The organism is Endozoicomonas sp. 2B-B, assembly GCF_053470045.1.
In genome coordinates this window covers 1,080,841-1,104,411 of sequence record NZ_JBLZMU010000001.1, presented here as the reverse complement: position 1 = coordinate 1,104,411, position 23,571 = coordinate 1,080,841, and the positions used below count along the sequence as shown (strand labels likewise).

Genomic DNA, 23,571 nt, shown 5'->3' with positions numbered 1-23,571 from the left:
CTGGCTGCCTTCATAGCTGATGTGGGTTGGTTTTGACTTTTGTTAAGCCAAGAGTGCCCCCGCCCCAGCGGAGTTTTTCAAGATAGTTGTCCCGAAAACTGAATTTTAGGCTGCCTTTTTCTCGTTAATTCTTGCTTCAGACAACCGCTCAGGATTCAGTGCAACCGCACCTACAGGCTCCCAGTTTCTGATAACTCCTGACCAGCGCGTTGGATTAGCTTCTCGCGCTTTGGTATACACCTGTTTCCGGTGATTCAGGATTTCCTGATCTCTTTTCTCATGCCGTTGCGCAGGTGTCACAAAGCGGATTGAGCTATGGCGGTGTTCATTGTTATAAAAGCGCTCAAACTTCAGCATCCACTGTCGACTGTGTTCTAACGTCAGAAAACCTTGAGATGGCCACTGAGGACAGTACTTCACCGTTTTAAAGATCGATTCTGCAAATGCGTTATCGTTACTCACCCTTGGGCGACTATGAGAGGGAATAATGCCCAATTCCTCAAGCTTGGCCTTAAAGGTACTCGACGTCATTGGAGCCCCATTGTCTGAGTGCAGTACAAGCGGTGTTTTAGTGCATTTTTCAGCCACCATTGTCCGGTTAATCAGTTCACTGGCTAACTCACCAGACTCACGGCTATGAATCTCCCAACCAACAATCTTACGACTGTAAACGTCCAGTATCAGGTAGAGGTACCAGAACTGGCCGCGTACCCTGGAAGGTATGTAACTGATGTCCCAACACCAGACCTGGTTAGGGCCAGTAGCAACATAGGTTGTCGGCTTGTTGCTTTTCGATCGCTTTCTTGAACGACCGCGGTGGTGCAACTGACCATACTTTTTCAACACACGGTAAAAGCTAGATTCAGAAGCAACGTATACTCCCTTGTCTGCAAGGGCTGGCACGATCTGCGATGGTGGCAGGCTCGCATACTCATCTTCATTACTGATAGTCAGAATACGTTGCTCCTCTTCCTCAGTCAGTTTGTTAGAGGGTACCGGGCGCAAGGCATCCGGGCGTTTGTCCGTTAACACTGCACCATTGTCATCGCGCCAGCGATTCAGTGTTTTCAGGGATATTTCCAATTGTTCAGCAGCCTTCCAGCGAGAAGCGCCGTTTGCTATAGCCTCATCAAACCATGTCAGCAGTTGGCGGCGCTTATCGACAGGTGTCAGTTGTCCTCGCTGTCTATCCCGTAGAAGGCATCGAGCTTTTTTGATAGCACCAGCAGGGCTGCAGCTTCTGCCAACGCCTTGTCTTTACGGCGAAGCTCTTTTTCAAGGCTCTGATTGCGCTTACGCTCTTGTTTTAATTGCTTGCTTTCCTGGTCTGCACGCTGAGAAGCCTGAACAGCACCTGAAATACAAGCGTGCTTCCACTCCTTGACTTGTTGAGGATAAAGCCCTTTTTTACGGCAGTATTCACTTAACTCTGTTTCTGACAAAGCAGCGGTTTCGACGACCACGGCAAACTTGCTTTCAGCAGACCATTGTTCTGATTTTTGTTCGTTCCCTGGCACAGGTAATCCTTTGTCCCGTAGTTTTTTACGCCAATTATACAGGGTTTGTTCGCTGATACCTTCCTCTCTGGCAACATCCGGCACAGAGCGATTGTGTGGTGGTAACAGTTTTTTCAAAACAGCTGATTTACGTTCCTCTGAAAAACGAGGCATATTCAACGTCCATCGCCCACTGTCTAGCTTTTATTGGTTAATCAGTGAGCGGGACAACTATCCTGACACAGCGGGCCAGCTATTAATTGGGCATTGTCGTGAAATTATCCCCTGTGTCAGAATAGATGTCGCCCTATTTTCTTTTCTCGCAGGTTCGCTGGTCGACCATTGACAGCTCCACCTGATCCGTTACAGTGTCGTCACTCACCTGCATGCCAAAACCCGTTAGGTGGCATTTCCCATAACATCAGACAATTATCACGGAGCACACCATGTCAGTTTTGAGAATCGCTGTGAACGGAGCCAAAGGCAAAATGGGACAGACATTGGTTGAGTTTGTCCAAAAACACAGCCGTCTGGAACTGGCCGCATCCATCGACCTGGGCGATGACCTGGCAGCGGAAGTGAAAAACAACGACGCCGATATTGTCGTTGACTTTACCCGTCCGGAAATTCGTATGGAAACTGTGAAGAACACTCTGTTCTCTGGTGCTTCAGCGGTAGTCGGTACCACCGGCTTTACGCCTGAAGACCTGGAGAGCATTCGGAGCTGGGTCAGGGAAACCGGCAAAGGCTGCTTTATTGCACCTAATTTCATCGTGGGTAACGTGCTGATGCAGCAGTTTGCCAGGCAGGCCGCCCGTTATTATGAATACGCCGAAATCATTGAGTACCATCACCAGCAAAAAGTGGACTTCCCATCGGGTACCGCAGTAAAAACAGCCGAACTGATGAGCGAAGAGCGCGAGAAGTTCAATATTGGTACCCATGATCAGGTTGCCAACATTGAAGGCTCGCGGGGTGGTGATTACAGGGGAATAAAGCTGCACGCAGTCCGTATGCCAGGCTTTGTAGCCTCTCAGGAAGTGATTCTGGGCGACACTGGTCAGTACCTGACCATCCGTCATGATTCCATTGAACGAACAAGCTACATGCCAGGCATTCTTATGGCCAGTGAGTACATCCACGACAAGGCTGAACTGGTATACGGGCTGGAACATATTCTCTGATCGCAGAGAATGAATGGATTAAACAGATGACATTGTTAAAACCTACGGTAAAATCCTATTTTTCAGCAGTCTGATTCACTCATTTTTGCCCGCTGCGAGTGCACAGCAAAATACACTCATAGCGAATAAAATACGGCAAGAATCGGACTGCAGTATATGCTTAACCAATATAAATCGCAGTAAGAGCTGAATTCTCGACTTGAATACCCAGATCCAGGCAACACCGACAAAAAGTGCAGGTATAACCTGTCAGTTTCTTCTCGAACCGGACGATCCCCATCGATTCGCAGAGCTCTGCGGACAATTCAATCAGCACCTGAAACAGATAGAACAGCGCCTTGGCGTTGATATCCGTTATCGTGGCAACCAGTTCACGATCAGGGGTGAGGATCGGAGTGCCCAGGCTGCTTCGGAGATACTCAAGCGTCTATACCGGGAGACCGGAAAAACAGAACACCTGACGGCTGAGACAGTGCACCTCTATCTTCAGGAGTCAGCTGTTGAATGGGTCCACGAAGCCAGATCCGACAATCTGATCACTCTGCGCACCCGCAAGGGCACAGTCACTCCAAGAGGTGAAAACCAGCAGAAATATGTTCGTTCCATTCTTACTCACGATATCAACTTTGGTATTGGCCCGGCTGGCACCGGTAAAACCTATCTGGCTGTTGCTGCTGCCGTTCAGGCTCTGGAAGAAGAGGAAATCCGTCGAATCCTGCTGGTAAGGCCCGCTGTGGAAGCCGGTGAAAAGCTGGGCTTTCTTCCGGGTGACCTGTCTCAAAAAATCGATCCTTATTTGCGTCCTCTCTACGATGCACTCTATGAAATGCTGGGCTTTGAGCGAGTCGACAAACTGATCGAGAAAAATGTGATCGAGGTTGCCCCTCTCGCTTACATGCGTGGCCGTACTCTTAATAACTCTTACATCATCCTTGATGAAGCCCAGAACACGACGCCGGAACAGATGAAAATGTTCCTGACCCGCATCGGTTTTGGCTCAACCGCCGTCATTACCGGTGACATTACCCAGGTCGACCTGCCCAGGGGCACCCGCTCTGGTCTGGCTCATGCCATTGATGTTCTCAAAGGTGTCGACGGTATTGGCTTCAACTGGTTTAACGCCAAGGACGTTGTCCGTCACCCGATTGTCCAGAGAATTGTGCGGGCTTACGATCGCTTTGATCAGTTAAGTCAGAACAAATCTGTTGCAGGGGTTCAGTAATGTCTGCAGACGTCCATGTCGACGTACAGATAGCCAGCGGGAGTTCCGAAATACCCTCGGAATCGGATCTGCACAAATGGGCAGCTGCAGCAGTTGACAATCATCGCGAAGAAGCCGAAATCAGTCTGCGTATTGTTGACAGTGAGGAAGGTGCAGAACTCAACCGGCAATGGCGCCAAAAAGACGGTCCCACCAACGTTCTGTCTTTTCCCTCTGACCTGCCGGAAGAACTCAACCTGCCGCTTTTGGGCGATCTGGTTATCTGTTCACCTGTGGTTGAACGTGAGGCCAGGGAACAGGAAAAAACCCTTCAGGCACACTGGGCTCATATGATGGTTCATGGCACACTGCACTTGCTGGGTTATGACCATATCGAAGAAGACGAAGCCGAGGCGATGGAATCTCTGGAAACAGCGATTCTCCAAAGCCTTGGTTTTCCTGATCCGTACCAGTCTGAAAAGGGCGGATCATCATCATAGGAGAGGCTGGCCGAATCATGCAGATGATGCCATGAGAAGGCCTTCACGGTAATACAAGGTAATGAACGACGACACTGCGCCGGGCGACTCGCCCGCCCCGACATGGAAAGACAAACTGACGGCTCTGTTCGCTCAGGACCCTCAGAACCGGAGTGAGCTACTGACTCTGCTCAATGATGCCGGACTCAGGGGCATTATTGACGATGAAGCTCTCAGTATTATTGAGGGCGCTGTTCAGGTGGCTGACATGCAGGTCAGGGAAATCATGATCCCACGCTCCCAGATGGTCTGTGTTGATGAAGACCAGGAGCCTCGGGACTTCCTGTCCAGGGTGATCGAATCAGCCCACTCCCGCTTTCCCGTCATCGGCGATACCAAAGACGAGATTATCGGCATTCTTCTGGCCAAGGATCTTCTGCCGCTGATTCTCCAGAATGGTAAATTCAATATCAAGGACCACCTTCGTCCTGCCACTTTCATTCCTGAAAGCAAACGTCTGAATGTGCTCCTGAAAGAGTTCCGAACCAACCGTAATCACATGGCCATAGTCATTGATGAATTTGGTGGTGTAGCCGGTCTGGTCACGATCGAAGACGTTCTCGAACAAATTGTCGGGGATATAGAAGACGAGCACGATGTTGAAGAGGACAGCTTCATCAAACCGGTTGAGGAACAGGCCCGTACTTTTATCGTCAAAGCCCTGACCCCTATAGAAGACTTCAACGAGCACTTTGAATCCAGCTTCAGCGACGAAGAGTTTGATACCATTGGGGGGATTGTCCTGCAGGAGTTCGGACATATGCCCAAAAGGAATGAGTTCGTGGAAATTAACGGTTTCCGATTTGATGTTCTGAATTCTGACGGTCGCCGAATTCGACTGTTGCGAGTTAGCCCCGTCTAGCAAAATCAGGCAAACTGGCGGGGAGGACTCACAGTGACTGGTTTCAGTCCGACGGTTCTCCAGCCAGTCACCGCTGAGGAAACTGACTTTTCCGAATTCCATTTATGAACAAAAAAACACTCTACTTTGGTCACCTTGCCACACTGTTGGCTGGAAGTTTGTTTCCACTGGGTTTCAGTCCCTTTAACATCTGGCCTGTCCTGATCGTTGCTACAGCAGCAGGCTTTGCTTATACCCGCACAGAAACAGTAAAGACGACCACTGTCCGAGGCTTTCTGTTTGGGCTGGGCCTTTTCGGTACAGGGACTTCATGGATTTATGTCAGCATCCATAACTTTGGTGCTGCCTCAGTCCCTCTGGCAGCTCTGCTAACCGCTCTGTTCGTTATTATGATGGCTGCCCTGATGGTCATGCCGCTTTTCTATCTTTATGCAAAACTCAGGCATCGATTCAATATTCAGGCTCCCTGGCAACAAGCTCTGATTTTCGCCGGATTATGGACACTGTTTGAATGGGTTCGTAGCTGGCTACTCACTGGCTTCCCCTGGCTTCTTGAGGGTTACTCACTGCTCGACACCCCTGTTCAATCCTGGGCACCTGTCGTAGGTGTTTTTGGATTGACTCTGCTCATGGCTTCGACTGCAGCCCTGATTACTGCGACACTGGTCACTGATCGAGCCCATCGGAACCCATCTTTAATCGCCCTGTCAATCACCCTGGTGTTCTGGGTTGCATCGGTTCCACTGGGTAAATTACAGTGGACTCACCCTGTGGGGGAGATAAGCTTCAGCGCTGTTCAGGGGAATATCCCCCAGCTCCTGAAATGGGACCCCGGCTATGTTGAGAAAACACTGAATACTTTCTATGGACTTTCTGAAGACGAGTGGGATCAGGAGCTGATCATCTGGCCTGAAAATGCCATGCCTCTTTACTACAGTCAGGCCAGATCAGTGCTCAGTCAGCTCAATCGTAAAGCAGCTGAACACAACAGCGCCCTGATTCTCGGCTTACCTATTGATGAGCGATCTGAGGACACAAAATCTCTGTTCGACGAAAAGTATTACAACGGCATAATCGCCATGGGTCTGGGAGAAGGTCGCTATTACAAGCAGAAGCTGGTTCCCTTTGGGGAGTATGTTCCTCTTGATTCACTCCTGCGCGGGCTGATCAGCTTTTTTGACCTGCCTATGTCGGCATTCAGCCCGGGGCCTGGTGGTCAGGAAAAACTGCGAGTCCCCAACACTGTGATAACCACTTATATTTGTTATGAGGTGGTTTACCCCGACTTTGCTGCCCGGCAGGCAAAAGACAGTGGGTTGTTAATAACCATCAGTAATGACACCTGGTTTGGCAAGTCTATTGGCCCCGAGCAACATTTCCAGATGGCCCGTATGCGCTCACTGGAGACCGGTCGATACATGATTCGCGCGACCAACGACGGTATCACTGCCCTGATAAACGATAAAGGTCAGGTGGTTGAAAGCATCGAACGTTTCAAACCCGGAGTACTGAGAGGCACCGCTGAAGTCATGACAGGCAATACTCCTTTCATGTTACTGGGGTCCTGGCCTGTTTTATTCTTGAGTTTGATAATGATTATTGTGGCGGTTCTCAGCGCAAGAAGATCTGTCTCTGATTCACAGAAGTAAGGATCGGCTGTCTGTTATCTGAATTAAAAAGGGTGGCTTTGAGTCACCCTTTTTAATTCGGCCATCCTTTGATAAAGAATCAAGCCACGCCCAGTTCTTTCAGTCGTTCCACCAGGTAACTACGCTGAGTATGACGATCAGACAAGACCACCTCACTGCGTGGATGCAAGAACATATGCACTGGATGATTTCATTTATTTTATAAGAAACGAAGACTCCGACCATAGCGTGTCCTACTCTTTCAAGGCTGGGTCGGGAAGCTATTGCATGTACGGGGTTTATACTCCAACAACTGACTCGATGCCACCCTATTACTTAAACATCAGCAAACTTGGCCTCCATTACAAGGCTACAATACTTACAAAGTGTTCCTATGGCGATAAACCGCGATCTCAGGATATCGTCATATCCCGGGATACCCCGCCAAAGGCGACTGCTGTCGTTACGTGGTTTTTGTTCTGTCCCCGCTGTGATCCCTGGGTTAAGACTAAATATGATCCTACCAACATGTTGCAGTGTCCCTATGATCGTTACGGATATACTTCTAGTATAATGGTCGTTGTGGGTGAGAATCTCGTGAGTTCAAGTGCTAGCTGTACACACGATAATTTCCGGGAATTATAGTGGAACAGTTGCAGAGTCTGAGAGGATAAACATTATGAACGTAAAGGCAACCCTGATCATTTGCGCTGTATTCGCTGGATTGTCATACGCGCACGCTGACCACGAATGTAATAATGCAGGCGTAGTTGCGATTTTCAAGATAGAAAACCACACCAATGAAGACATGCTCCTGGATATGGGGGATCCCTCACATGGCTTTATCGAAGACAAAAGAAAATTTGATGTCTTCTCTCAAGAAACTGTCACAGCAGTAGGATGTAACGACTCGTTGTTTCACGGATTTGAGACCTATGTGCGTCTGTACGGAAATAATTACCGCTACATGTTCGACTGGTATGTAGAGATGCCTCTAATTGGAGATAACAGCGTTGAATTCCGTCGCTACGCCCCTGATCATAGCTGTGATGTGACCTACTCAAATAAACACCATGGTGCCGGAAAAAAAATGCAGTCGCATCAAAGCTTCGGTGGGGCTCTTCTCTATATAGAAGTGAGCTGTCGTAATTAATGGCACATCAACCAAGTACCAGGCATAACCACGCAATAACCCGTATTGTCTTCTGCCTGAAAAAATAACGTCACGGTTTATATCACCTACTTTCGACAACTCCTCCTATATCAAGTTTGTCTTGTGGTTTTTTTCTGTCAGACTGTCTGCTGGATCGATATTACTTTTCAGACGAAGGAGTGACTAAGTGGGTTTTGAGATTACAGCTATTGCATTGGTAGTCCTGATTGCTGTGCTGATTAGCACCGGTGTCAGGATGATTCCACAGGGCTTTCATTACACCGTAGAACGTTTTGGTAAATATACCCGAACACTGCCCCCGGGTCTGCACGTTATCGTGCCAGTTGTTGACAGGATTGGTAAAAAAATCAATATGATGGAGCAGGTTCTTGATATACCTTCACAGGAGATTATCTCTTCTGATAATGCCCAGGTAACGACAGACGCCGTTTGTTTTTACCAGGTGCAGGATGCCGTTCGTGCATCCTATGAGGTTAATGAGCTTTATCGGGCCATGCAGAATCTGGTGATGACCAACATCCGTGCGGTTCTGGGATCCATGGAGCTGGATGAGATGTTGTCCAACCGTGACCGCATCAACAATATGTTGTTGGTTAAGGTAGACGAGGCAGGGACATTCTGGATTTCTCACCCTTACCACCAGTCGGGTTGATCACCCTGTGACTGGTGGAAGGGAAATAACCGCCGGAAGCTTCCTGCAACATATCCCCGGTGTTGATGATCAGGTAGCCGAACTTTGAAGGAACATCGACCCAGCTGCCATCTTTCAATCTGACCTGCAGGCCGGGCTCACTGGCTGCTGGCAGAATGGTCAGCAGATTGATATCTTCATGGGCTGCTGCGCGAATGGCTCCCGGCTCTTCTTCGCCAGTGAACGGAGGATAGTGAAGTACCCTGAGCAAAGTATTTGGCGTGTCTTCAATCATATGTGGAAGCGGCTCGGAAAAGCCTTCTGCTACCTCACAAGGCGCATTACTTTCAACCCATCCCAGCAACTCACCCGCCAGATCAGAAGCTTTTTCATAATAATCTGTAATTTCTGATTTCAGTTCAGCAGGAATCCGGCCCCAGGGATAAATATGGTAATACTCTTTAATATCTTTCTTCTCATGCCCTTTGGCCACTTCAGAAACCTCTGGTGGAAAATAGCCGTCCTGCTTTTCAGGATCAAACAGAAAATCCTGTCTGGCGGGAGAATTAAAGAAGTTCAACCAGTTATCGTAAATTGACTGAACCAGGTTCTGACTCAAAGGGTGCTTGGTTAAAACCGCAAAGCCGGTTTCGCGGAGTGATTCAACAAATTTTTGAGCTGCATCTGTGGCCGTATAATCGACTACCTTAACGTCCATTATCCTGATATCCGGTCAGTAAAAGTGGCGAGATTTTATCGTTCAGTTCAAGAAAAGAACAAGCTTTATGCGGTATTAAAAGCATTAAACCGGCTTCATACAAAAAATTGATTTTTTATTCTCAATAGCCGCCAATAGGCTATAAGGGTCTATGATATTGGCGTTCACATTCGAATTCCGGACTGGATAGGGTTTCGATTCAATGACAAACACCAACCTCAAGCAAAAACCCTGGCGACATTTGACTCTGGCACTACTAATGGGACAGTCGACAGCCATGTACAGCTCTGCAGAACGCCCAACCGGGGTGCGAATTGAACGCGATAGCCTGGGAGAAGTGACTGTTCCCAGGGACGCCCTCTATGGTGCCCAGACCCAGCGGGCAGTTGAGAACTTTCCTGTCAGTGGGCAGCCATTGCCTCATCCTTTCATAGAAGCCATTATCCGCATCAAAAAAGCCGCAGCCCGAACCAATCAGTCACTTGAGTTACTGGCTGAAGAGAGTGCCCTGGCCATTATCGAAGCTGCAGATACTCTTATTGAAGGAAAATATGCGGATCAGTTTCCTATCGATGTCTACCAGACCGGGTCCGGAACAAGCAGTAATATGAATGTGAACGAAGTGATCAGTAATCTGGTCAATCGTACTTCAGGATTAAAAATCTCGCCCAATGATCACGTCAATATGGGACAAAGCAGCAACGACGTCATTCCTTCTGCTATTCACGTATCGTCTGCCTTGTTGATTCATAATCACCTGCTGCCCGCTTTGAATCATCTTCTGGAAGTGATGAAAAAGCGTCGGTTAGAGCTTGAGAATACCGTAAAAACAGGCAGAACCCATATGATGGATGCCATGCCCGTAACCTTTGGTCAGGAAATCAGTGGCTGGATAGCACTGATCAATAATGACCAACAACGAATCAGGCAGACCCTTGAGCGTCTCTATCAACTCACTCTGGGTGGCACCGCTGTTGGCACCGGAACCAACACTCATCACGACTTTGCAACAAAAGTCAGCAAACAACTGAGTCAGGATACCGGTTTGCTTTTCAAGCCTGCCAATAACTTCTTTGCAGCCCAGAGCCTGCCGGCCACAGCGCTTGAACTGTCCTCAGACCTTCGCAGTGTGGCGGTGTCACTGATGAAGATCGCCAATGATCTGCGCCTGATGAACAGTGGACCTTTGGCAGGGCTTGGTGAAATTGAACTGCCTACCCTGCAGCCTGGCTCCAGTATCATGCCGGGTAAGGTGAATCCGGTTATCTCCGAATCGGTTACCATGGCAGCCGCCCAGATCATGGGGCTGGACTCAGCCATCGCGATTGCCGCCCAGTCTGGCAATTTTCAGCTCAATGTCATGCTGCCGCTGATCGCCAACAATCTGATCAATAGCATTACTCTGGCCACCAATAGCAGCCTGATTCTCGCCGACAAGGCTATAGCCGACTTTACTGTCAGGGAAGCTCATATCAAGGAAACGCTGAGGCGCAATCCGGTACTGGTGACAGCTCTGAACCCATTGATTGGCTATATGAAGGCGGCTGAAATTGCCAAGCAGGCTTATCGTGAGAAACGTCCGGTCATCGAAGTTGCTAAAGAAAAAACCGGTATGTCGGAAGAGGCATTGAAGAAGATTCTGGACCCTGGACGGGCCACCAAAGGCGGCATTGTCAAATAGCCCGGCTTGCTAAAGAGGGCGTCACAAAAACCCGTTTTCGACACCCTTAACGAATGGTCAGCCGATACCAGATTAAGCCCAGATATTCATTAAGGGCCAGTTCACTGAGCCTGAGATTACGAACCCTCGGGATCCAATTGGCCCCTTTCTGCCAGGTGATCTCTTTCGAGTTGAATGCTGTGGGTGCCGGAATCACTTTGAAACCAGCCCTTTCAAAACTCAACACTGCCCGGGGCATATGCCAGGCGTGAGTAATCAGGACAACCGTTATCTGCTCTTTGCCTGCCAGCTTATTACCCAGCAGCTTTTTACTGTTCCGGGCATTTTGCCGGGTTGTCGTGCTCTGAGTTTCTTTCCATGAGACATCAACGTTATAGTCATTCTTCAGAACCCTGGCCATCATTTCCGACTCAGGTCGCTTCCCACCGCCAGTGGCCAGAATGGGGACTTCACACTCCCGGTGCAACAAGGCGGTATAACGAATACGCTCAAGTGACAGAGGGGTCGGCTGATAACCCTCCAGTTCAGCAGAGCTTCTCGGCCTTCCCCCTCCCAGCAGCACCATGGCATCGGCTTTTTTACAAAGACTCCTATCAACAGGAGGATATATCTCCAGCCCCCTGGCGAGAAGATTGGCAATAGGGGCAACCGAAAACAGATAGAGAAAAATCAGGGCCAACCACGCCAGCAAGCCCATTGTTGTTTTAAAGATCATGTTTTAAAGATCATTCCCAAAATCAGCATCCATAGAATATTAAAGGGGGGAAGCTGTCAGCCTCTCACCCCAATCAGCTACTGTAATTCACCAACAATATAACATCGTTACTGAGAAAAAAGCTTAACCGTTCAGGAGCCTGTCAGAATGATCTGATTCAGGCATTCAACCTGATAGCAATGAGTCAAAAAAATGACAAGGCCCAGCTTGATGGGATCAATAAGAATTTACTTATTCAGCCGCCACTAATGCTGATATTTTAAGCTTTTTCGTAACATCCAGTATTCAGTATTCCGGCTCAGGACTATTTATCTGACAAGAGATCCTGATAATAGATCGGAAAGCACGTACTAAACCCCTGATCCAGACATGAGTTAATAAAGCCACTGACAAACTTTTATTGAAGTAGCCTTATGACCGAAAAAGAGAAAATGCTTGCAGGACTGGATTACCTTGCATTTGATTCAGAATTGACCCAGGATCGCCTCGAGGCCAAGAAGCTGTGTCACCGCTTTAATCAAGTTTCACCGGACGACAAAACACAACAGGCAGAGGTTCTCAATGAACTTCTGGGTACCCTTTCAGAAGCATGGATAGAGCCCTTTTTCTATTGTGATTATGGCTACAATATCCACTTGGGAGAGAACTTTTATGCCAACCATCACTGCACGATTCTCGACGGTGCTAAAGTCACCATTGGTAATGATGTGTTGTTTGGCCCCAGTGTCACCATAAGTACTGCGGGACACCCTCTGGATTCAGTAACCCGAAACACAGGGCTGGAGTTCTGCAAACCCATCACCATCGGTAATAACGTCTGGCTGGGCGCCAATGTGAGCGTCAATCCCGGAGTAACTATTGGCGATAATTCTGTGATTGGAGCGGGCAGTGTGGTGACTCGTGACATTCCTGCGAATAGCGTGGCAGTGGGAGCACCCTGCAGAGTCATTAAATCAGTCATGAACAAAGAAGCCATCTTATCACCCTTAAGCTGATGAGATAGCTTTATCTTGACATCCTCTAAAAGTACGGGGCTTTCCGCTCATTCAGGTAAAAGGCCTCTGATTCACGACTTCACTTCGGCTTCCTCTGGTTTTCGAGACGTCAGACGAGCAAACAGAATGCCCACCTCAAACAACAACCACATCGGGCCAGCCAGCAGAGTCTGGGAAATTACATCAGGAGGGGTCAGCAGCATGCCCAGAACAAAGCAGCCTACGACAATATAGGGACGCTTTCCAGACAGGGACTCAACGGTTGAGACTCCCGACCAGATCAGAAGCACAGTGACAACAGGAATCTCAAATGCCATACCGAAGGCAAAAAACAGTTTCAGAATAAAATTCAGGTAACTGTTTATGTCGGTCATCACCGTGACACTCTCAGGGCCGGTGCTGGTAAAGAACCCAAAGATCAGCGGAAAGACCACAAAGTAGGCAAAAGCCACTCCGACATAAAACAGTACGACACTGGCAATCAGCAGTGGTACAGCCAGCCTCTTCTCGTGCCTGTATAGCCCCGGCGCAATAAACCCCCATATCTGATTGAGGATAAAAGGAATAGCGGCAAACAGTGACAGGACCATTGTCAGTTTGAAAGGTGCCAGAAAGGGCGAAGCAACATCCGTTGCGATCATGCTGCTATTTTCCGGCAGAAAAACTCGCAGAGGCTCTGAAAAGAATTCATAGAGCGTACTGGAAAAGTAGAAGAGCCCGGCAAAAATAATCAGCACAACAACGATGCTGCGCAGAATACGGGTTCTCAGCTCTAGCAGATGCTGAACCAAAGGTTGTTGCTTGTCACTGCTCTCGGTAGTAGACGACATTTATTTGTTATCCTGAAAATCACTCCGATGGCCAGATACTTAAGCATACTCAACTGAAAACCCTTCTCACAATCAGTAGATTCAATAGGACAGCCACTACTTGCGAAAAAAAACAGCCGCCATTCTGCACAGAACCCTATCTGAAATGATTTCCAATAAGTACCTGGCCAGTTGGTTTCGCATATTCTGGCGAGTGGATTTTTTCATCCTTCAAGGCGCAACGACGGGCGCGTAGCCATAGCTACGCAACCAGAGTTGGAACGCAGAAGGGTGGAAAAAGCCGCCGTCCAGAATATGCGAAACCAACTGGTTAGGTACTTAAGTGAATTCATTCGATTAATGACATACCCATCCTTACAATGGCGGGCAATATTTGTGAGGACAGTTTATGAGACACTCGATTCTCGACATCTTCTGGCGCTTTCTGGTGCTGGGTTGCTACTCCTTCGGGGGACCCACAGCCCACATTGGCTACTTTCATAAAGAGTTTGTAGGACGTCGCAAATGGCTCAGCGAAAGAGATTACGCTGACACCGTAGCCCTCTGCCAGATGCTGCCCGGACCGGCCAGCAGTCAGGTGGGAATGAGCATAGGTTTTGAACGTGCCGGCCTGCCGGGTGCTGTGGCCGCATTCCTGGGTTTCACCCTTCCTTCTGCCCTGATCATGATCCTGCTGGCACTGGGCTACAGTGAGATATCCGGCATCCCTGCCGCTATGGGAATGCTACAGGGCATCAAGCTGTTTGCCGTTGCTGTCGTGGCAGATGCCCTCATCAAAATGGGCAAATCATTATGTCCGGATCGTCCCAGGGTGACATTAGCGGTGTTGTCGGCAGGGGCCATGTTGCTGCTCCCCCACGTATTCACCCAGATTGGGGTGATTTTTGTGGCGGCAGCCTGTGGATTCGTCATCTACAAAGATCAGTCTGCTCATGACGACCATGCCCGGGTTAAAGGCAGCAAACGACAGGCCTTTGCTGCACTGGTTCTTTTTCTTGCCGGCCTTATCTTGCTGCCTTTCTTTGCAGATATGTCAGACTCTACCAGCCTGAGCCTGTTTGACAGTTTCTATCGCGCCGGTGCTCTGGTGTTTGGCGGCGGTCATGTTGTTCTGCCGATGCTTCAGGCTGAAGTTGTACATCCCGGCGGTGTTACCCCGGACGCCTTTCTGGTTGGCTACAGTGCCGCCCAGGCAGTACCTGGCCCTATGTTTGCCTTGGCTCCTTTTCTGGGCGGTGTATACGGCGATAGCTACAGTATTTCCCATGCACTGGCCGCTCTGTTGGGTATTTTTGCTCCCTCTTTCCTTCTGCTGGCAGCGGCCTGGCCCTTCTGGAACCGTCTGAAAGCCATGCCAAAGCTGAGAGCCGCTATCAATGGCATTAATGCGGCGGTGGTAGGCTTGCTTCTGGCAGCCTTTTACAATCCGGTGATTACGCTGGCCATCAAGGATGCTCAGGATGTTGCCCTGGCATTGTTGGCTTATCTGCTTCTGGCTGTCTGGAAGCTGCCAATTGCCTGGATGGTTCCCCTTTTTGCAGGCATTGGTTTTCTGTTGATCTGACACTGAGCAGACACTTCCGGGGAACTTTTCACTCCCCGGAGACTCTAAACTATATAAGCTTTTGGAGGGTACGATTATGCAATTCGTGGTGTTCTGGGATATCAACTGGCTGAAGGAACGACTGATAAAGAAGCCTCTCTCTGGTCGGGAAACATACCTCTATGCGATATGCTGGCTGGCATTTCTAACCCTGGCTTTTTTTCCTGGAAGCATCAATGACCGCTCTGCCCATTCAGTCTGGCTTGAGGCCATAGAGCTCTTGATTCCTGTCATTGCTATCTTTTACGCCTGGCTCTGCAACGGGGGTCTTCAGGGAGAACAGTTCTGGACCCGACTGATTTCAATAGGTTGGGTCGTCACCATGAGAGCGTTGGTGTTCAGCCTGCCGATCTTTTTAATATTGGCTTTTGCACCCATGGAACAGTCAGAGCTTATTTTTGAATCCGTCGCCACATTGGTGAGTTTATTCATAATCTGGCGGCTGGGGAGTCATATCGAAGGACTAAGGGAAGTCAATATGACTAAAAAAACTTCCCTGTGAGCGGATGTTTTACTGTTACTTTTCCTTCTCGAGAGTCTTGATTCTGGCTCTCACCTGCCTTATGTCCCGCCACAGTTGAAAGCTTTCTGCAGGGTTCTTATACCACTTCAATTTGTCTTTTTGCTTAATCATATTGTTCAATACATCTTGTTCGTTAACTAATCTGACCTGACGCCCCCCCCATTCGACAGCATGTGATGCAGTCTGATAAAGTTCTTCTGCTTCATGCTTGACGGCATCAACAACCTTAACTGCGGCTTTTTTTATCTGATTCAGAGGACCCTTCTGTCTTGCTCTCTTTGCTTCGGCCATTCGGCTTTTTTGTTCCTTACGAATTTTTTCATTTTGGAGCTGGGCACTGGTTTTGGCATTTTCCGCCTGGGTTCTGACTTTTTGAGCTTGCTCTAGTGTGCACTGTTGCGCAACCTTCGATCTGTACTGTCCAGCCTGTTTTTCCAGATGATGAGCTTGAGCCAAAAAGAATTCTTTTGACTCCTTCAGGATGGGTTTGCCATCGACAGCCTCAGCAGCTCGATGATCATATCGCCCGACCTGCTTGCCTTTGACCTTGTTCGAACTCTGTGAAGGTGACGCTCCCACCAAGCCTTTGAGAAAATTTACTGGTCCAGCCATGGCTCATAATCCTCCTTGAAAGCTGAAAATACCTTACATCTAACTATCGACGATTTTCAGGTTTCTTCCATCAGTAGACGGTGTTTAGCGAAATTCTTCTCCCATACCTTCGCCAAAAACGTTATATTGTAACAACCTCAATCAGTTTCAGATGTCATGACCAAAGCAATCCCTACTAACCTGATTACCGGCTTCCTCGGATCCGGTAAAACCACTGCGATCCTTCATCTTCTTGCCAACAAGCCCAGAGACGAAACCTGGGGTGTGCTGGTGAATGAGTTTGGAGAAATCGGCATTGATGGCGCCATAATGTCGGGCAAAGGCGCAGTTGTCCGGGAAGTGCCCGGTGGCTGCATGTGCTGCGTGGCCGGGCTGCCCATGCAGATAGGGTTGAATATGCTGATTGCCCGCAGCAAACCAGACCGTATTCTGATCGAACCCACAGGGCTGGGGCATCCGGAGCAGATTCTGCAGACGCTGTCAGGTGAGCACTATTGCGATGTACTCGACCTGAAAGCCAGTATCTGTCTGGTGGACCCCCGGAATCTGAAAGACCAACGGTATCTGGATAACGAAAATTTTCAGGATCAGATCGCTCTGGCAGACGTTATCGTGGCCAATAAGACCGACTGTTGTGAGGATTCCGACAAAGAGCGTTTTGACGACTTCTGCAGCTCTATGGAAAACAAAACACTCAAAACAGCCTGGGTGGCCCATGGCGCACTGGAGCAGCAATGGCTGGATCTTCCCAAAGGCCATCAGGTCGCTCTGCACCCGGATGCGCATCACTCACACAGCGCCATGCCCCAAACCGCCCCCCTGCAACTGCCTGATGGCGAGCTGTTTATCCGGCGAGAGAACAAGGGACAGGGCCATTTCAGCTGTGGCTGGCTGTACAGTTCAATGCTGGTGTTTTCCTTCGATGCACTGTTTCATCTGTTCAACAGCATACCCGCCAAACGTCTGAAAGCTGTGGTTAATACCCATCTCGGGCCAAGGGCATTTAATGCCCAGGATGGAGTAGTCAGCATCATGGAACTGGAAGAATGCGATAACAGTCGGATTGAGGTGATTCACAACGAACCTCTGGCATGGGATGAGATTGAAGAGTTATTGTGCCAGGCAGCAGGATTGGTGCCTGATTCAGAGTGAAGGCTTTACCAGTTACAAAAACGGGACCTCCATGAGATCCCGTTTCCAGAAAGTGTTGTGTTTCATCTGGATAATAAGCTTGCCAGAATCAAGCGCCGCAGCACTTCTTGTATTTTTTACCACTGCCACAGGGGCAAGGATCATTGCGACCAATTTTGGTAACAGAAACCGGATCTGGCGTTTCCGTAATGGCTTCCCAACGGGTGCGAACTCCCAAGTCAATGGAAGCCAGCTCCCTGGCTACAGAGGGCACTGCAGACAGCATCTTGCCAATGTCAGGCCCCCCCGGTTTTTTGGCTTTATCCATTAGCTGCTCAGGGTTGGACCAGACGCTGAGGAGAATGGTGCAGGCCGTCCAGGATTCTTCCAGCTCTTTCATGGCCTGGTGCTGGAATATTTCTTCCCAGAAGTTCACCAGCATGGCATTGGCTTCACCGAAACCTTTGGACCACTTTTGAAGATTGGGGAACAGCTCATCTTCCGGCGTTTCTGACAGACAGTCTTCAGGAATGATATCCAGCCCCATTGCAGCAGTCCGCTCAATCGTGTCGCAAAGATTAAACAATATACGGTGAGCATCTTTTTCCTGCTGCGCATCCCTAAAAGCAGGTGTTTCACCAAAGATTTTTTTAAACCAGCGGTTGGGTGGCACCGGTTGAGGCGAGCCCCAGATACCAAACAGGAAACCTTCCAATTCCTGATAGGACATCTGGCCATACTCAGACAGCATGGTTGCCAATGTTGCCTTCTGGGCATCGTCAAAACGCCAGTCAGGAATGAAGGAACGGGTTTCTCTCAAACCCAGCTCAATCTCCACGTCCTCAATATCACCATGAACCTCACGATCAACTTTACCACGCTCAAAAGCATCGCGGATGACTTTAGCTGCTTCTTTGCCGTGCAGATCGATCAGGGCACCGACCAAGGCCGTATTCAGATAGTTCCCATCATCTTCCCTGTCTTCCAGAAGCTGCTGAAGGCCTGCTACTGTGCTTTCACGATCCGCGTCATGGTAAGTCGCATTCCAGCGCAGAGACTCTATAGCCAGATCCCGGGCATCTTCATTTTCCCCGGTGTTTCTGGCAATGCTCCAAAGGCGATCAGTGGCCACTTTACCAAGACGACCGACCACAGAAGGCAGATACTCTGAAATCACAAAATGTTCATCATCTTTGTAGAACAGCTCCAGCAGAGGTTCTACCGCTTCTTTTGCCTGCAGAATACCCAGAACTCTCCAGGCATGAACGGGTGACCAGACGGTATCGGCATCGTCATGGTCAAAGAAGGCCCAGTCCTGAGCCAACTTCAACAGCTCCGGGATGTGCGACTCATTAAATTCAAAACGGCTGTAATCCGTCCAATCCTGCCAGTCGCAGTGGCCCAGACCAAGAAGTTCAGAAATAGGAGAGGTATAAGGACTCATGGAGATATCCGAAGGTGATCCGTACAGAAAGGCACGCAATCATAGTAGATCAGTTCAACTAATCCAACATCCTCGAGCTCCTTCAGAATAAATACTCCGGAGAGATTATGACGCTCATTCAAACTAACGTCTGAGAATAGCAATCCAGCGGCCAAGATTAAGCAGGCTGCCCAGCGCTGCAGCAACATAAGTCATGGCAGCCGCTTTTAATACCTCTCTGGCAGCAGGCATATCTTTTTCTGACAGGTAACCCTCCGCCAGAATGGGCAGGGCTTTTTTAAAGCTGGCATCCAGTTCAACGGGCAAATTGATCAGTTGCACCCAGATGGCCGCTAGCATACCGGAGATACCGACCAAAACCGTTAGCAACATGCTGTGTGGAACCCGGGTCAGGGCGAAAATCAGTGGCGTAATCATCAGTGCCATGGCACTGAAACGCTCTATGGTTATGGCGAGACGTATCCGCCTCTGACGAAGCATAAATCCGGCATGTTTTTCCTGATGCTGAAGCGCATGTCCGGTTTCATGGGCCGCGACAGCAACTGCTGAAACTGAACGTCCATCGTAGTTTTCCGGAGAAAGCGAAATCAGCCACTCTTCCGGGTTATAGAAGTCTTCTCCCTGGTTGCCTTTGATAACCTTTACACCCTCAAGGCCAAAGCGTTCCACAAGATGTTCAGCCAGCTCGCCACCGGTTCCCTGGAGATCCGGACGATCACTGCTATGTAGTCTGATTGTTCGCTTTACCCAGATCTGGGGACCAAACACCAGAACAAGAATCAACAACCCCAGGATGACAAAGACCATTCCATGCTCTCCAATCCATTGATAATGTTTTAGCCCGGAAATTTCGTAAACTATCGAGCTTTTCGCTCAGCCATTCTCTTGATTTGCAGCGTTTTTATACGCTTTCAGGATTAAAAAATGGCCTGTTCACGTACCACGTCGGCGATCACTTTCAAGACGACCAGGGCCAGAATCAGCCTTGGGGCCCAATGCATATTTTTTACATCTTTAAAGAATTGCAGCATGTTTTTCAGCCCATATTACCGCTTACTGTTTGTGAAAAGGTCTTTCATAATGAAAAATAATTTCACTTTTTCACTTGTGGCTGAGAAGCTTTATATCATATCTCGGCTGCCAGCTCATATAAGTGTCCGTCGCTGGCGTGGTTCAATGGCGGTATATTTCTATCTCTGCTGTTTGCTAAAATCCTGACCTGAATCGGGAAGCCTGGCATTATTGGCCGATCTGGTTTCTGAATCCTTGCCTCACTCCAGAATCTGCTTTTCATGGCTATATCGAATTTTGCCCCTGAGTATAATCACCGAGCCGTGTCCAGCCTTCTGCTGGATATCGCTGTTCTGCTTACGTCATCCGGTGCACATACAAACAGGGTTGATCGTAATATACGACGAATATCTTATGCCCTGGGATATGACATTGAACTATTCTTCTCCTTTGCCGGGATTACTTTGACTCTATCTGATCGAGAGAGCCCCCACCTTCAACACACTGCTTTTAAAAGAGTTGGCAATTACGCTGTAAACCTCAGTGTGGTATCCGCCATCAGTCGAATGAGTTGGAAAGTCGCTTTTGAAAACTGGCCCATGACCGACATTGCCATAGAAATAGAGCGCATCCGAAGCATTCCTCATTACCCAAAAATGGTATTGCTGGTCATGATAACTCTGGCAGGTATGGCCTTTTGTCGACTGGCCGGCGGAGAAGTTCTGGCCATGCTGCTGGCAGGTGCGGCGACAGCCATTGGCTTTACAGCCCGAAATATATTGCTGGCCAAGGGTTATAACCTTGCCCTGACCGTTGTCGCTGCTGGCTTTATCGCCAGTACTATCAGTGGACTGGGTCTGGTGTTTCACTGGGGAGATTCTCCGGAAATAGCTGTAGCCACTTCCGTTCTTTTTTTGATTCCGGGCGTGCCGCTGATCAACGGTATTATTGATCTCATGCATGGCTATATTATTGTCGGACAGGCACGCGCCACGCAGGGCATTGTTATCGCATTTGCCATTGCCACAGGTATCGTCATCAGCTCCGCAATGTTGGGAGTTCATCAATAATGAGCGGCTTGCTGTTAGAAAAGTGTCTTTGGGCTGCTCTGGTCGCCATGGGCTATGCTACGCTGTTCACTTCGCCTATTCGGGCATTCTGGGCTTCAGCTTTTCTGGCTGCCCTGGGATACGGGCTGAGAGGTGTAGCCCTGCAGTTTGGTCTCGATTTACTGACATCCACACTGCTGGCATCATGCACCATGGGCTTGCTGTCGATTCAGTTAGCACATTGGGTGCACACGCCTACTACTGTTTTTATGGCACCCGCTGTTATTCCGATGGTGCCGGGCGTCTATGCCTATAGAAGCATTATGGGGCTTATGGAGATGAGCCAGGCCACCACCTTCTCAAGCGATCTTTTAATGCAAACCGTCAGCTATGGGTTGAATACACTATTTATTCTTTTATCCCTCGCCGTCGGCGTCACCATTCCATCTCTGCTCTTTAAGAATCGCAGTGTCAAAGACATCCGTTTCCTGAAATCCCGTCGCACAAGAGTCTAATTTCTCATAAGTAGCTGGTTAAGTTGTCATCCAGGGAGTGTCAGGCAGTTTATCGAGATTCTGCTCATATCTGTTCAGATTGAAAGTCGCATCATTTTGAATCACATCGATAATCTCGACCGAAAGGGCGCAGGCAATATAGTCCATGGCTTCCTGTCTATCCATACCCGTCATGGTCAGCCTGAGCAGTGTCTCTTTAACCCTTGTGGGGTTATTCCCGGTCAGCTGGTTTTCTACGATTTCCAGCAAATGCGCCTCAGTGACCAGATCATCATCAATCATGGCAGTTTTCCGATTATTAAATGGGGTAATCTTAGCGTTTTACCTTATCGATTGGCAGCCTGACGATGACTGAAATGGTTGAAATTCCGGAAGACTATTATCTAACCAACTTCCTGTCACTGCTGGATTTTGTTAATCATCATTATGAAGACCTGTTGGTGGATGATGAAAATAGTTTTCTCAGCTGTTTCCATGCTGCCTCTGAACCTGCCCGGCGTCTCTATGTACGTCTGATTTGCAGAAAGGGCCCCTTGTTCCGCTCAGACTTATTGAAGTATCCGGAAATATTGGCCATAACCCCGGCAGCCCGTGAGCTTGAGAAGCTGGGGCTACTGGCTGTTAATCCTGATATTAACGTCTCGGAACTGGTTCAACTTGGCACCAAGCCAGAGCTCTTGAAGTGGTTCAGCTCAGTCAGTGGCCTTTCCTCGAAGTTGAAAAGACCTGAACTTGTTGAACGGATTGTGGCTGAAGTCTCTCAGTCACCCGATCTGCCTTTTGATATTTATAAGCCTCTTTTCGCCGAACAGGTTCAGAATCTACAATTCCTGTTTTTTGGTAATCTCCATCAGAATCTGACCGAATTTGTGCTGCAAGACCTGGGACTTTATAAGTTTGAAAATTACCCTCTGGAAAAAAGCAATCGACTATTCAAAACCCGGCAGGAATTAAACGACGCTTTACAACTATCTAAGTTAGGCATTCTCGCTTATGAAGCAGAATTTGATAAAGACTCTCAAGCCCTTTGCCATTTACAAAATGAACTCCCCGCCCCACCTGCCAGCCCCATTCTAAAGAGGCGCTTCAGCCGCCTGGTCAACCGGATCGCCAGGGAATTGGAGCGTAAAGAACGGTTCGATGAAGCTCTGAGCCTGTTTGCACAATCAAACCTGCCGCCAGCTCTGGAAAGAATGGCTCGTATCCACCAAAAGCTTGGAGAGATAAAGACCAGCGAAACGATTTGCACCCATATTCTGAAACAACCTGCCAGCGATATGGAGCTGGAGTTTGCCAAACGATTCATCAGAAAATTAAGGGGGGAGAAAACCTTACGAAAACAATCCCGTTTTTCTGAAAAACGCCTTTCCCTAGCTGATAGCAGCGAAAGGGTTGAATTTCAGGTGCAAAAACACTTTCAGAATAATGGCTGGAAAACATTCTATGTAGAAAATACTCTGATCTGCGGGCTGGCAGGTCTGCTGTTCTGGGACATTCTGTTTGCCGATATTCCAGATGCCTTCTTTCATCCTTTCCAGAGTGCGCCTGCTGACTTATCGACCCCCGACTTTTACCGTAAACGACAGAATTTGTTTGAAAAAAGATTCAGACAACTGAAAACGTCTGATGTGACCCGGGAGGCTCTGACTATTTATCAACAAAAGCGGGGCATTTCCAACCGTTTAATCTATTGGCCCAGGCTGTCAGAAGAGTTAATCACGCTTGCCTGCGACCTGATACCCCGGCCTCACCTGAAAGCCATGCTGGAAAAACTGGTTTTCGACTTTGCCCATAATCGTACTGGCTTTCCCGACTTGATTCTTTTTCAGCCAGAAACCCGGGAGTATCGATGGTTAGAAGTAAAAGGCCCTGGTGACCGACTTCAGGAAAATCAGAAACGCTGGCTTTCATTTTTTTCCGAACACGATATACCGGCTGAAGTTATTTATGTCGGTTGGCAGTAGTCAGAATGGTGTCATGACCATCGCCGAGATCAGCCTCTTTGGGTAAACGCACACTAAACTGGACC

At 48.7% G+C, this 23,571-nt stretch carries 23 protein-coding genes; 15 read left to right on the top strand and 8 right to left on the bottom strand.

All coding sequences use genetic code 11. The features are described from left to right. Nucleotides 1-105: 105 nt before the first annotated feature. Nucleotides 106-1,670, bottom strand: a protein-coding gene (locus ACOMHB_RS04565; RefSeq protein ID WP_448215008.1) for an IS3 family transposase whose coding sequence is annotated in 2 segments (ribosomal slippage) — nucleotides 106-1,217 and nucleotides 1,217-1,670 — 1,566 coding nt in all. Because the reading frame shifts where the segments join, the coding sequence is not laid out codon by codon here. 272 nt (nucleotides 1,671-1,942) lie between these two features. Here ACOMHB_RS04565 and dapB point away from each other — a divergent pair. The 7 genes from dapB (at nucleotide 1,943) to ACOMHB_RS04530 (ending at nucleotide 8,736) form a co-directional block, all read left to right on the top strand. Beyond that, complete coding sequence (dapB, locus tag ACOMHB_RS04560) at nucleotides 1,943-2,680, top strand: 4-hydroxy-tetrahydrodipicolinate reductase (RefSeq protein ID WP_448215652.1); 738 nt, start codon at nucleotides 1,943-1,945, stop codon at nucleotides 2,678-2,680. A gap of 199 nt (nucleotides 2,681-2,879) precedes the next feature. Continuing rightward, entirely contained in the window at nucleotides 2,880-3,902 is a 1,023-nt protein-coding gene (locus ACOMHB_RS04555; protein ID WP_422136806.1) for a PhoH family protein, read from the top strand. Then, nucleotides 3,902-4,381, top strand: coding sequence for an rRNA maturation RNase YbeY (gene ybeY, locus ACOMHB_RS04550; protein ID WP_448215651.1), 480 nt, complete (start codon nucleotides 3,902-3,904; stop codon nucleotides 4,379-4,381). Before ACOMHB_RS04555 ends, ybeY begins: the two co-directional genes overlap by 1 nt. A 61-nt stretch (nucleotides 4,382-4,442) precedes the next feature. Further along, entirely contained in the window at nucleotides 4,443-5,282 is an 840-nt protein-coding gene (locus tag ACOMHB_RS04545; RefSeq protein WP_422136804.1) for a CorC family transporter, read from the top strand. A gap of 104 nt (nucleotides 5,283-5,386) precedes the next feature. Beyond that, nucleotides 5,387-6,931, top strand: coding sequence for an apolipoprotein N-acyltransferase (gene lnt, locus ACOMHB_RS04540; RefSeq protein WP_448215650.1), 1,545 nt, complete (start codon nucleotides 5,387-5,389; stop codon nucleotides 6,929-6,931). A 658-nt stretch (nucleotides 6,932-7,589) separates the two neighbouring features. Further along, nucleotides 7,590-8,063, top strand: coding sequence for a hypothetical protein (locus ACOMHB_RS04535; protein WP_448215649.1), 474 nt, complete (start codon nucleotides 7,590-7,592; stop codon nucleotides 8,061-8,063). Between the two features lie 187 nt (nucleotides 8,064-8,250). After that, nucleotides 8,251-8,736 carry an SPFH domain-containing protein gene (locus ACOMHB_RS04530; RefSeq protein ID WP_448215648.1) on the top strand — a complete coding sequence of 162 codons (486 nt, stop codon included), beginning with the start codon at nucleotides 8,251-8,253 and terminating at the stop codon, nucleotides 8,734-8,736. Here the strand turns inward: ACOMHB_RS04530 and ACOMHB_RS04525 are convergent. Then, on the bottom strand, nucleotides 8,678-9,433 hold the full coding sequence (locus tag ACOMHB_RS04525) for a 2OG-Fe(II) oxygenase family protein (RefSeq protein ID WP_448215647.1): 756 nt from the start codon (nucleotides 9,431-9,433) through the stop codon (nucleotides 8,678-8,680). The genes ACOMHB_RS04530 and ACOMHB_RS04525 overlap by 59 nt on opposite strands. 277 nt (nucleotides 9,434-9,710) lie before the next feature. On the opposite strand from ACOMHB_RS04525, the gene ACOMHB_RS04520 reads away from it, so the two are divergent. Continuing rightward, the gene (locus ACOMHB_RS04520) at nucleotides 9,711-11,114 is read left to right on the top strand and encodes a class II fumarate hydratase (protein WP_448218604.1); all 1,404 of its coding nucleotides are present in this window, start codon (nucleotides 9,711-9,713) and stop codon (nucleotides 11,112-11,114) included. 46 nt (nucleotides 11,115-11,160) lie between these two features. Here the strand turns inward: ACOMHB_RS04520 and ACOMHB_RS04515 are convergent, their stop codons facing one another. Beyond that, on the bottom strand, nucleotides 11,161-11,829 hold the full coding sequence (locus tag ACOMHB_RS04515) for a YdcF family protein (RefSeq protein WP_448215646.1): 669 nt from the start codon (nucleotides 11,827-11,829) through the stop codon (nucleotides 11,161-11,163). A gap of 413 nt (nucleotides 11,830-12,242) precedes the next feature. On the opposite strand from ACOMHB_RS04515, the gene ACOMHB_RS04510 reads away from it, so the two are divergent. Then, entirely contained in the window at nucleotides 12,243-12,824 is a 582-nt protein-coding gene (locus tag ACOMHB_RS04510) for a sugar O-acetyltransferase (protein WP_422136800.1), read from the top strand. Between the two features lie 71 nt (nucleotides 12,825-12,895). On the opposite strand, the gene tatC is transcribed toward ACOMHB_RS04510, so the two are convergent. Further along, nucleotides 12,896-13,654: a twin-arginine translocase subunit TatC gene (tatC, locus tag ACOMHB_RS04505; protein WP_422139827.1), complete on the bottom strand. Its 759-nt coding sequence runs from the start codon at nucleotides 13,652-13,654 to the stop codon at nucleotides 12,896-12,898. 388 nt (nucleotides 13,655-14,042) lie between these two features. On the opposite strand from tatC, the gene chrA reads away from it, so the two are divergent. Both chrA and ACOMHB_RS04495 read left to right on the top strand, forming a co-directional pair. Then, nucleotides 14,043-15,218 carry a chromate efflux transporter gene (gene chrA / locus ACOMHB_RS04500; protein WP_448215645.1) on the top strand — a complete coding sequence of 392 codons (1,176 nt, stop codon included), beginning with the start codon at nucleotides 14,043-14,045 and terminating at the stop codon, nucleotides 15,216-15,218. 76 nt (nucleotides 15,219-15,294) lie between these two features. Continuing rightward, a complete protein-coding gene (locus tag ACOMHB_RS04495; protein WP_448215644.1) occupies nucleotides 15,295-15,759 on the top strand; it encodes a hypothetical protein in 465 nt (154 codons plus the stop codon). Between the two features lie 15 nt (nucleotides 15,760-15,774). Here the strand turns inward: ACOMHB_RS04495 and ACOMHB_RS04490 are convergent, their stop codons facing one another. Further along, entirely contained in the window at nucleotides 15,775-16,392 is a 618-nt protein-coding gene (locus tag ACOMHB_RS04490; protein ID WP_448215643.1) for a hypothetical protein, read from the bottom strand. A 156-nt stretch (nucleotides 16,393-16,548) separates the two neighbouring features. On the opposite strand from ACOMHB_RS04490, the gene ACOMHB_RS04485 reads away from it, so the two are divergent. Then, nucleotides 16,549-17,544, top strand: coding sequence for a CobW family GTP-binding protein (locus tag ACOMHB_RS04485; protein ID WP_448215642.1), 996 nt, complete (start codon nucleotides 16,549-16,551; stop codon nucleotides 17,542-17,544). A gap of 88 nt (nucleotides 17,545-17,632) precedes the next feature. On the opposite strand, the gene ACOMHB_RS04480 is transcribed toward ACOMHB_RS04485, so the two are convergent. Next, nucleotides 17,633-18,967 carry a UPF0149 family protein gene (locus ACOMHB_RS04480; protein ID WP_448215641.1) on the bottom strand — a complete coding sequence of 445 codons (1,335 nt, stop codon included), beginning with the start codon at nucleotides 18,965-18,967 and terminating at the stop codon, nucleotides 17,633-17,635. A 123-nt stretch (nucleotides 18,968-19,090) separates the two neighbouring features. Continuing rightward, complete coding sequence (locus ACOMHB_RS04475; protein WP_448215640.1) at nucleotides 19,091-19,774, bottom strand: zinc metallopeptidase; 684 nt, start codon at nucleotides 19,772-19,774, stop codon at nucleotides 19,091-19,093. 485 nt (nucleotides 19,775-20,259) lie between these two features. Between ACOMHB_RS04475 and ACOMHB_RS04470 the strand changes: the two genes are divergently transcribed. Together ACOMHB_RS04470 and ACOMHB_RS04465 are read left to right on the top strand one after the other, a co-directional pair. Continuing rightward, entirely contained in the window at nucleotides 20,260-21,048 is a 789-nt protein-coding gene (locus ACOMHB_RS04470; RefSeq protein ID WP_448215639.1) for a threonine/serine exporter family protein, read from the top strand. Continuing rightward, nucleotides 21,048-21,542 (top strand): threonine/serine exporter family protein, encoded by a 495-nt coding sequence (locus ACOMHB_RS04465; protein ID WP_422136792.1) that lies wholly within the window; start codon nucleotides 21,048-21,050, stop codon nucleotides 21,540-21,542. Before ACOMHB_RS04470 ends, ACOMHB_RS04465 begins: the two co-directional genes overlap by 1 nt. An 18-nt stretch (nucleotides 21,543-21,560) precedes the next feature. On the opposite strand, the gene ACOMHB_RS04460 is transcribed toward ACOMHB_RS04465, so the two are convergent. After that, entirely contained in the window at nucleotides 21,561-21,824 is a 264-nt protein-coding gene (locus ACOMHB_RS04460) for a hypothetical protein (RefSeq protein WP_422136791.1), read from the bottom strand. Between the two features lie 65 nt (nucleotides 21,825-21,889). On the opposite strand from ACOMHB_RS04460, the gene ACOMHB_RS04455 reads away from it, so the two are divergent. After that, complete coding sequence (locus ACOMHB_RS04455) at nucleotides 21,890-23,506, top strand: VRR-NUC domain-containing protein (RefSeq protein WP_448215638.1); 1,617 nt, start codon at nucleotides 21,890-21,892, stop codon at nucleotides 23,504-23,506. Nucleotides 23,507-23,571 lie beyond the last annotated feature (65 nt).

Bases quoted from the DNA above. Each gene is read 5' to 3' on its own strand.
- ACOMHB_RS04480 (WP_448215641.1), bottom strand. From the start codon at position 18,967: ATGAGTCCTTATACCTCTCCTATTTCTGAACTTCTTGGTCTGGGCCAC.
- ACOMHB_RS04490 (WP_448215643.1), bottom strand. From the start codon at position 16,392: ATGGCTGGACCAGTAAATTTTCTCAAAGGCTTGGTGGGAGCGTCACCT.
- ACOMHB_RS04510 (WP_422136800.1), top strand. From the start codon at position 12,243: ATGACCGAAAAAGAGAAAATGCTTGCAGGACTGGATTACCTTGCATTT.
- tatC (WP_422139827.1), bottom strand. From the start codon at position 13,654: ATGTCGTCTACTACCGAGAGCAGTGACAAGCAACAACCTTTGGTTCAG.
- lnt (WP_448215650.1), top strand. From the start codon at position 5,387: ATGAACAAAAAAACACTCTACTTTGGTCACCTTGCCACACTGTTGGCT.
- ACOMHB_RS04525 (WP_448215647.1), bottom strand. From the start codon at position 9,433: ATGGACGTTAAGGTAGTCGATTATACGGCCACAGATGCAGCTCAAAAA.
- ACOMHB_RS04485 (WP_448215642.1), top strand. From the start codon at position 16,549: ATGACCAAAGCAATCCCTACTAACCTGATTACCGGCTTCCTCGGATCC.
- ACOMHB_RS04465 (WP_422136792.1), top strand. From the start codon at position 21,048: ATGAGCGGCTTGCTGTTAGAAAAGTGTCTTTGGGCTGCTCTGGTCGCC.
- ACOMHB_RS04470 (WP_448215639.1), top strand. From the start codon at position 20,260: ATGGCTATATCGAATTTTGCCCCTGAGTATAATCACCGAGCCGTGTCC.
- ACOMHB_RS04475 (WP_448215640.1), bottom strand. From the start codon at position 19,774: ATGGTCTTTGTCATCCTGGGGTTGTTGATTCTTGTTCTGGTGTTTGGT.
- chrA (WP_448215645.1), top strand. From the start codon at position 14,043: ATGAGACACTCGATTCTCGACATCTTCTGGCGCTTTCTGGTGCTGGGT.
- ACOMHB_RS04455 (WP_448215638.1), top strand. From the start codon at position 21,890: ATGACTGAAATGGTTGAAATTCCGGAAGACTATTATCTAACCAACTTC.
- ACOMHB_RS04520 (WP_448218604.1), top strand. From the start codon at position 9,711: ATGTACAGCTCTGCAGAACGCCCAACCGGGGTGCGAATTGAACGCGAT.
- ybeY (WP_448215651.1), top strand. From the start codon at position 3,902: ATGTCTGCAGACGTCCATGTCGACGTACAGATAGCCAGCGGGAGTTCC.
- ACOMHB_RS04515 (WP_448215646.1), bottom strand. From the start codon at position 11,829: ATGATCTTTAAAACAACAATGGGCTTGCTGGCGTGGTTGGCCCTGATT.
- ACOMHB_RS04460 (WP_422136791.1), bottom strand. From the start codon at position 21,824: ATGATTGATGATGATCTGGTCACTGAGGCGCATTTGCTGGAAATCGTA.
- ACOMHB_RS04535 (WP_448215649.1), top strand. From the start codon at position 7,590: ATGAACGTAAAGGCAACCCTGATCATTTGCGCTGTATTCGCTGGATTG.
- dapB (WP_448215652.1), top strand. From the start codon at position 1,943: ATGTCAGTTTTGAGAATCGCTGTGAACGGAGCCAAAGGCAAAATGGGA.
- ACOMHB_RS04545 (WP_422136804.1), top strand. From the start codon at position 4,443: ATGAACGACGACACTGCGCCGGGCGACTCGCCCGCCCCGACATGGAAA.
- ACOMHB_RS04495 (WP_448215644.1), top strand. From the start codon at position 15,295: ATGCAATTCGTGGTGTTCTGGGATATCAACTGGCTGAAGGAACGACTG.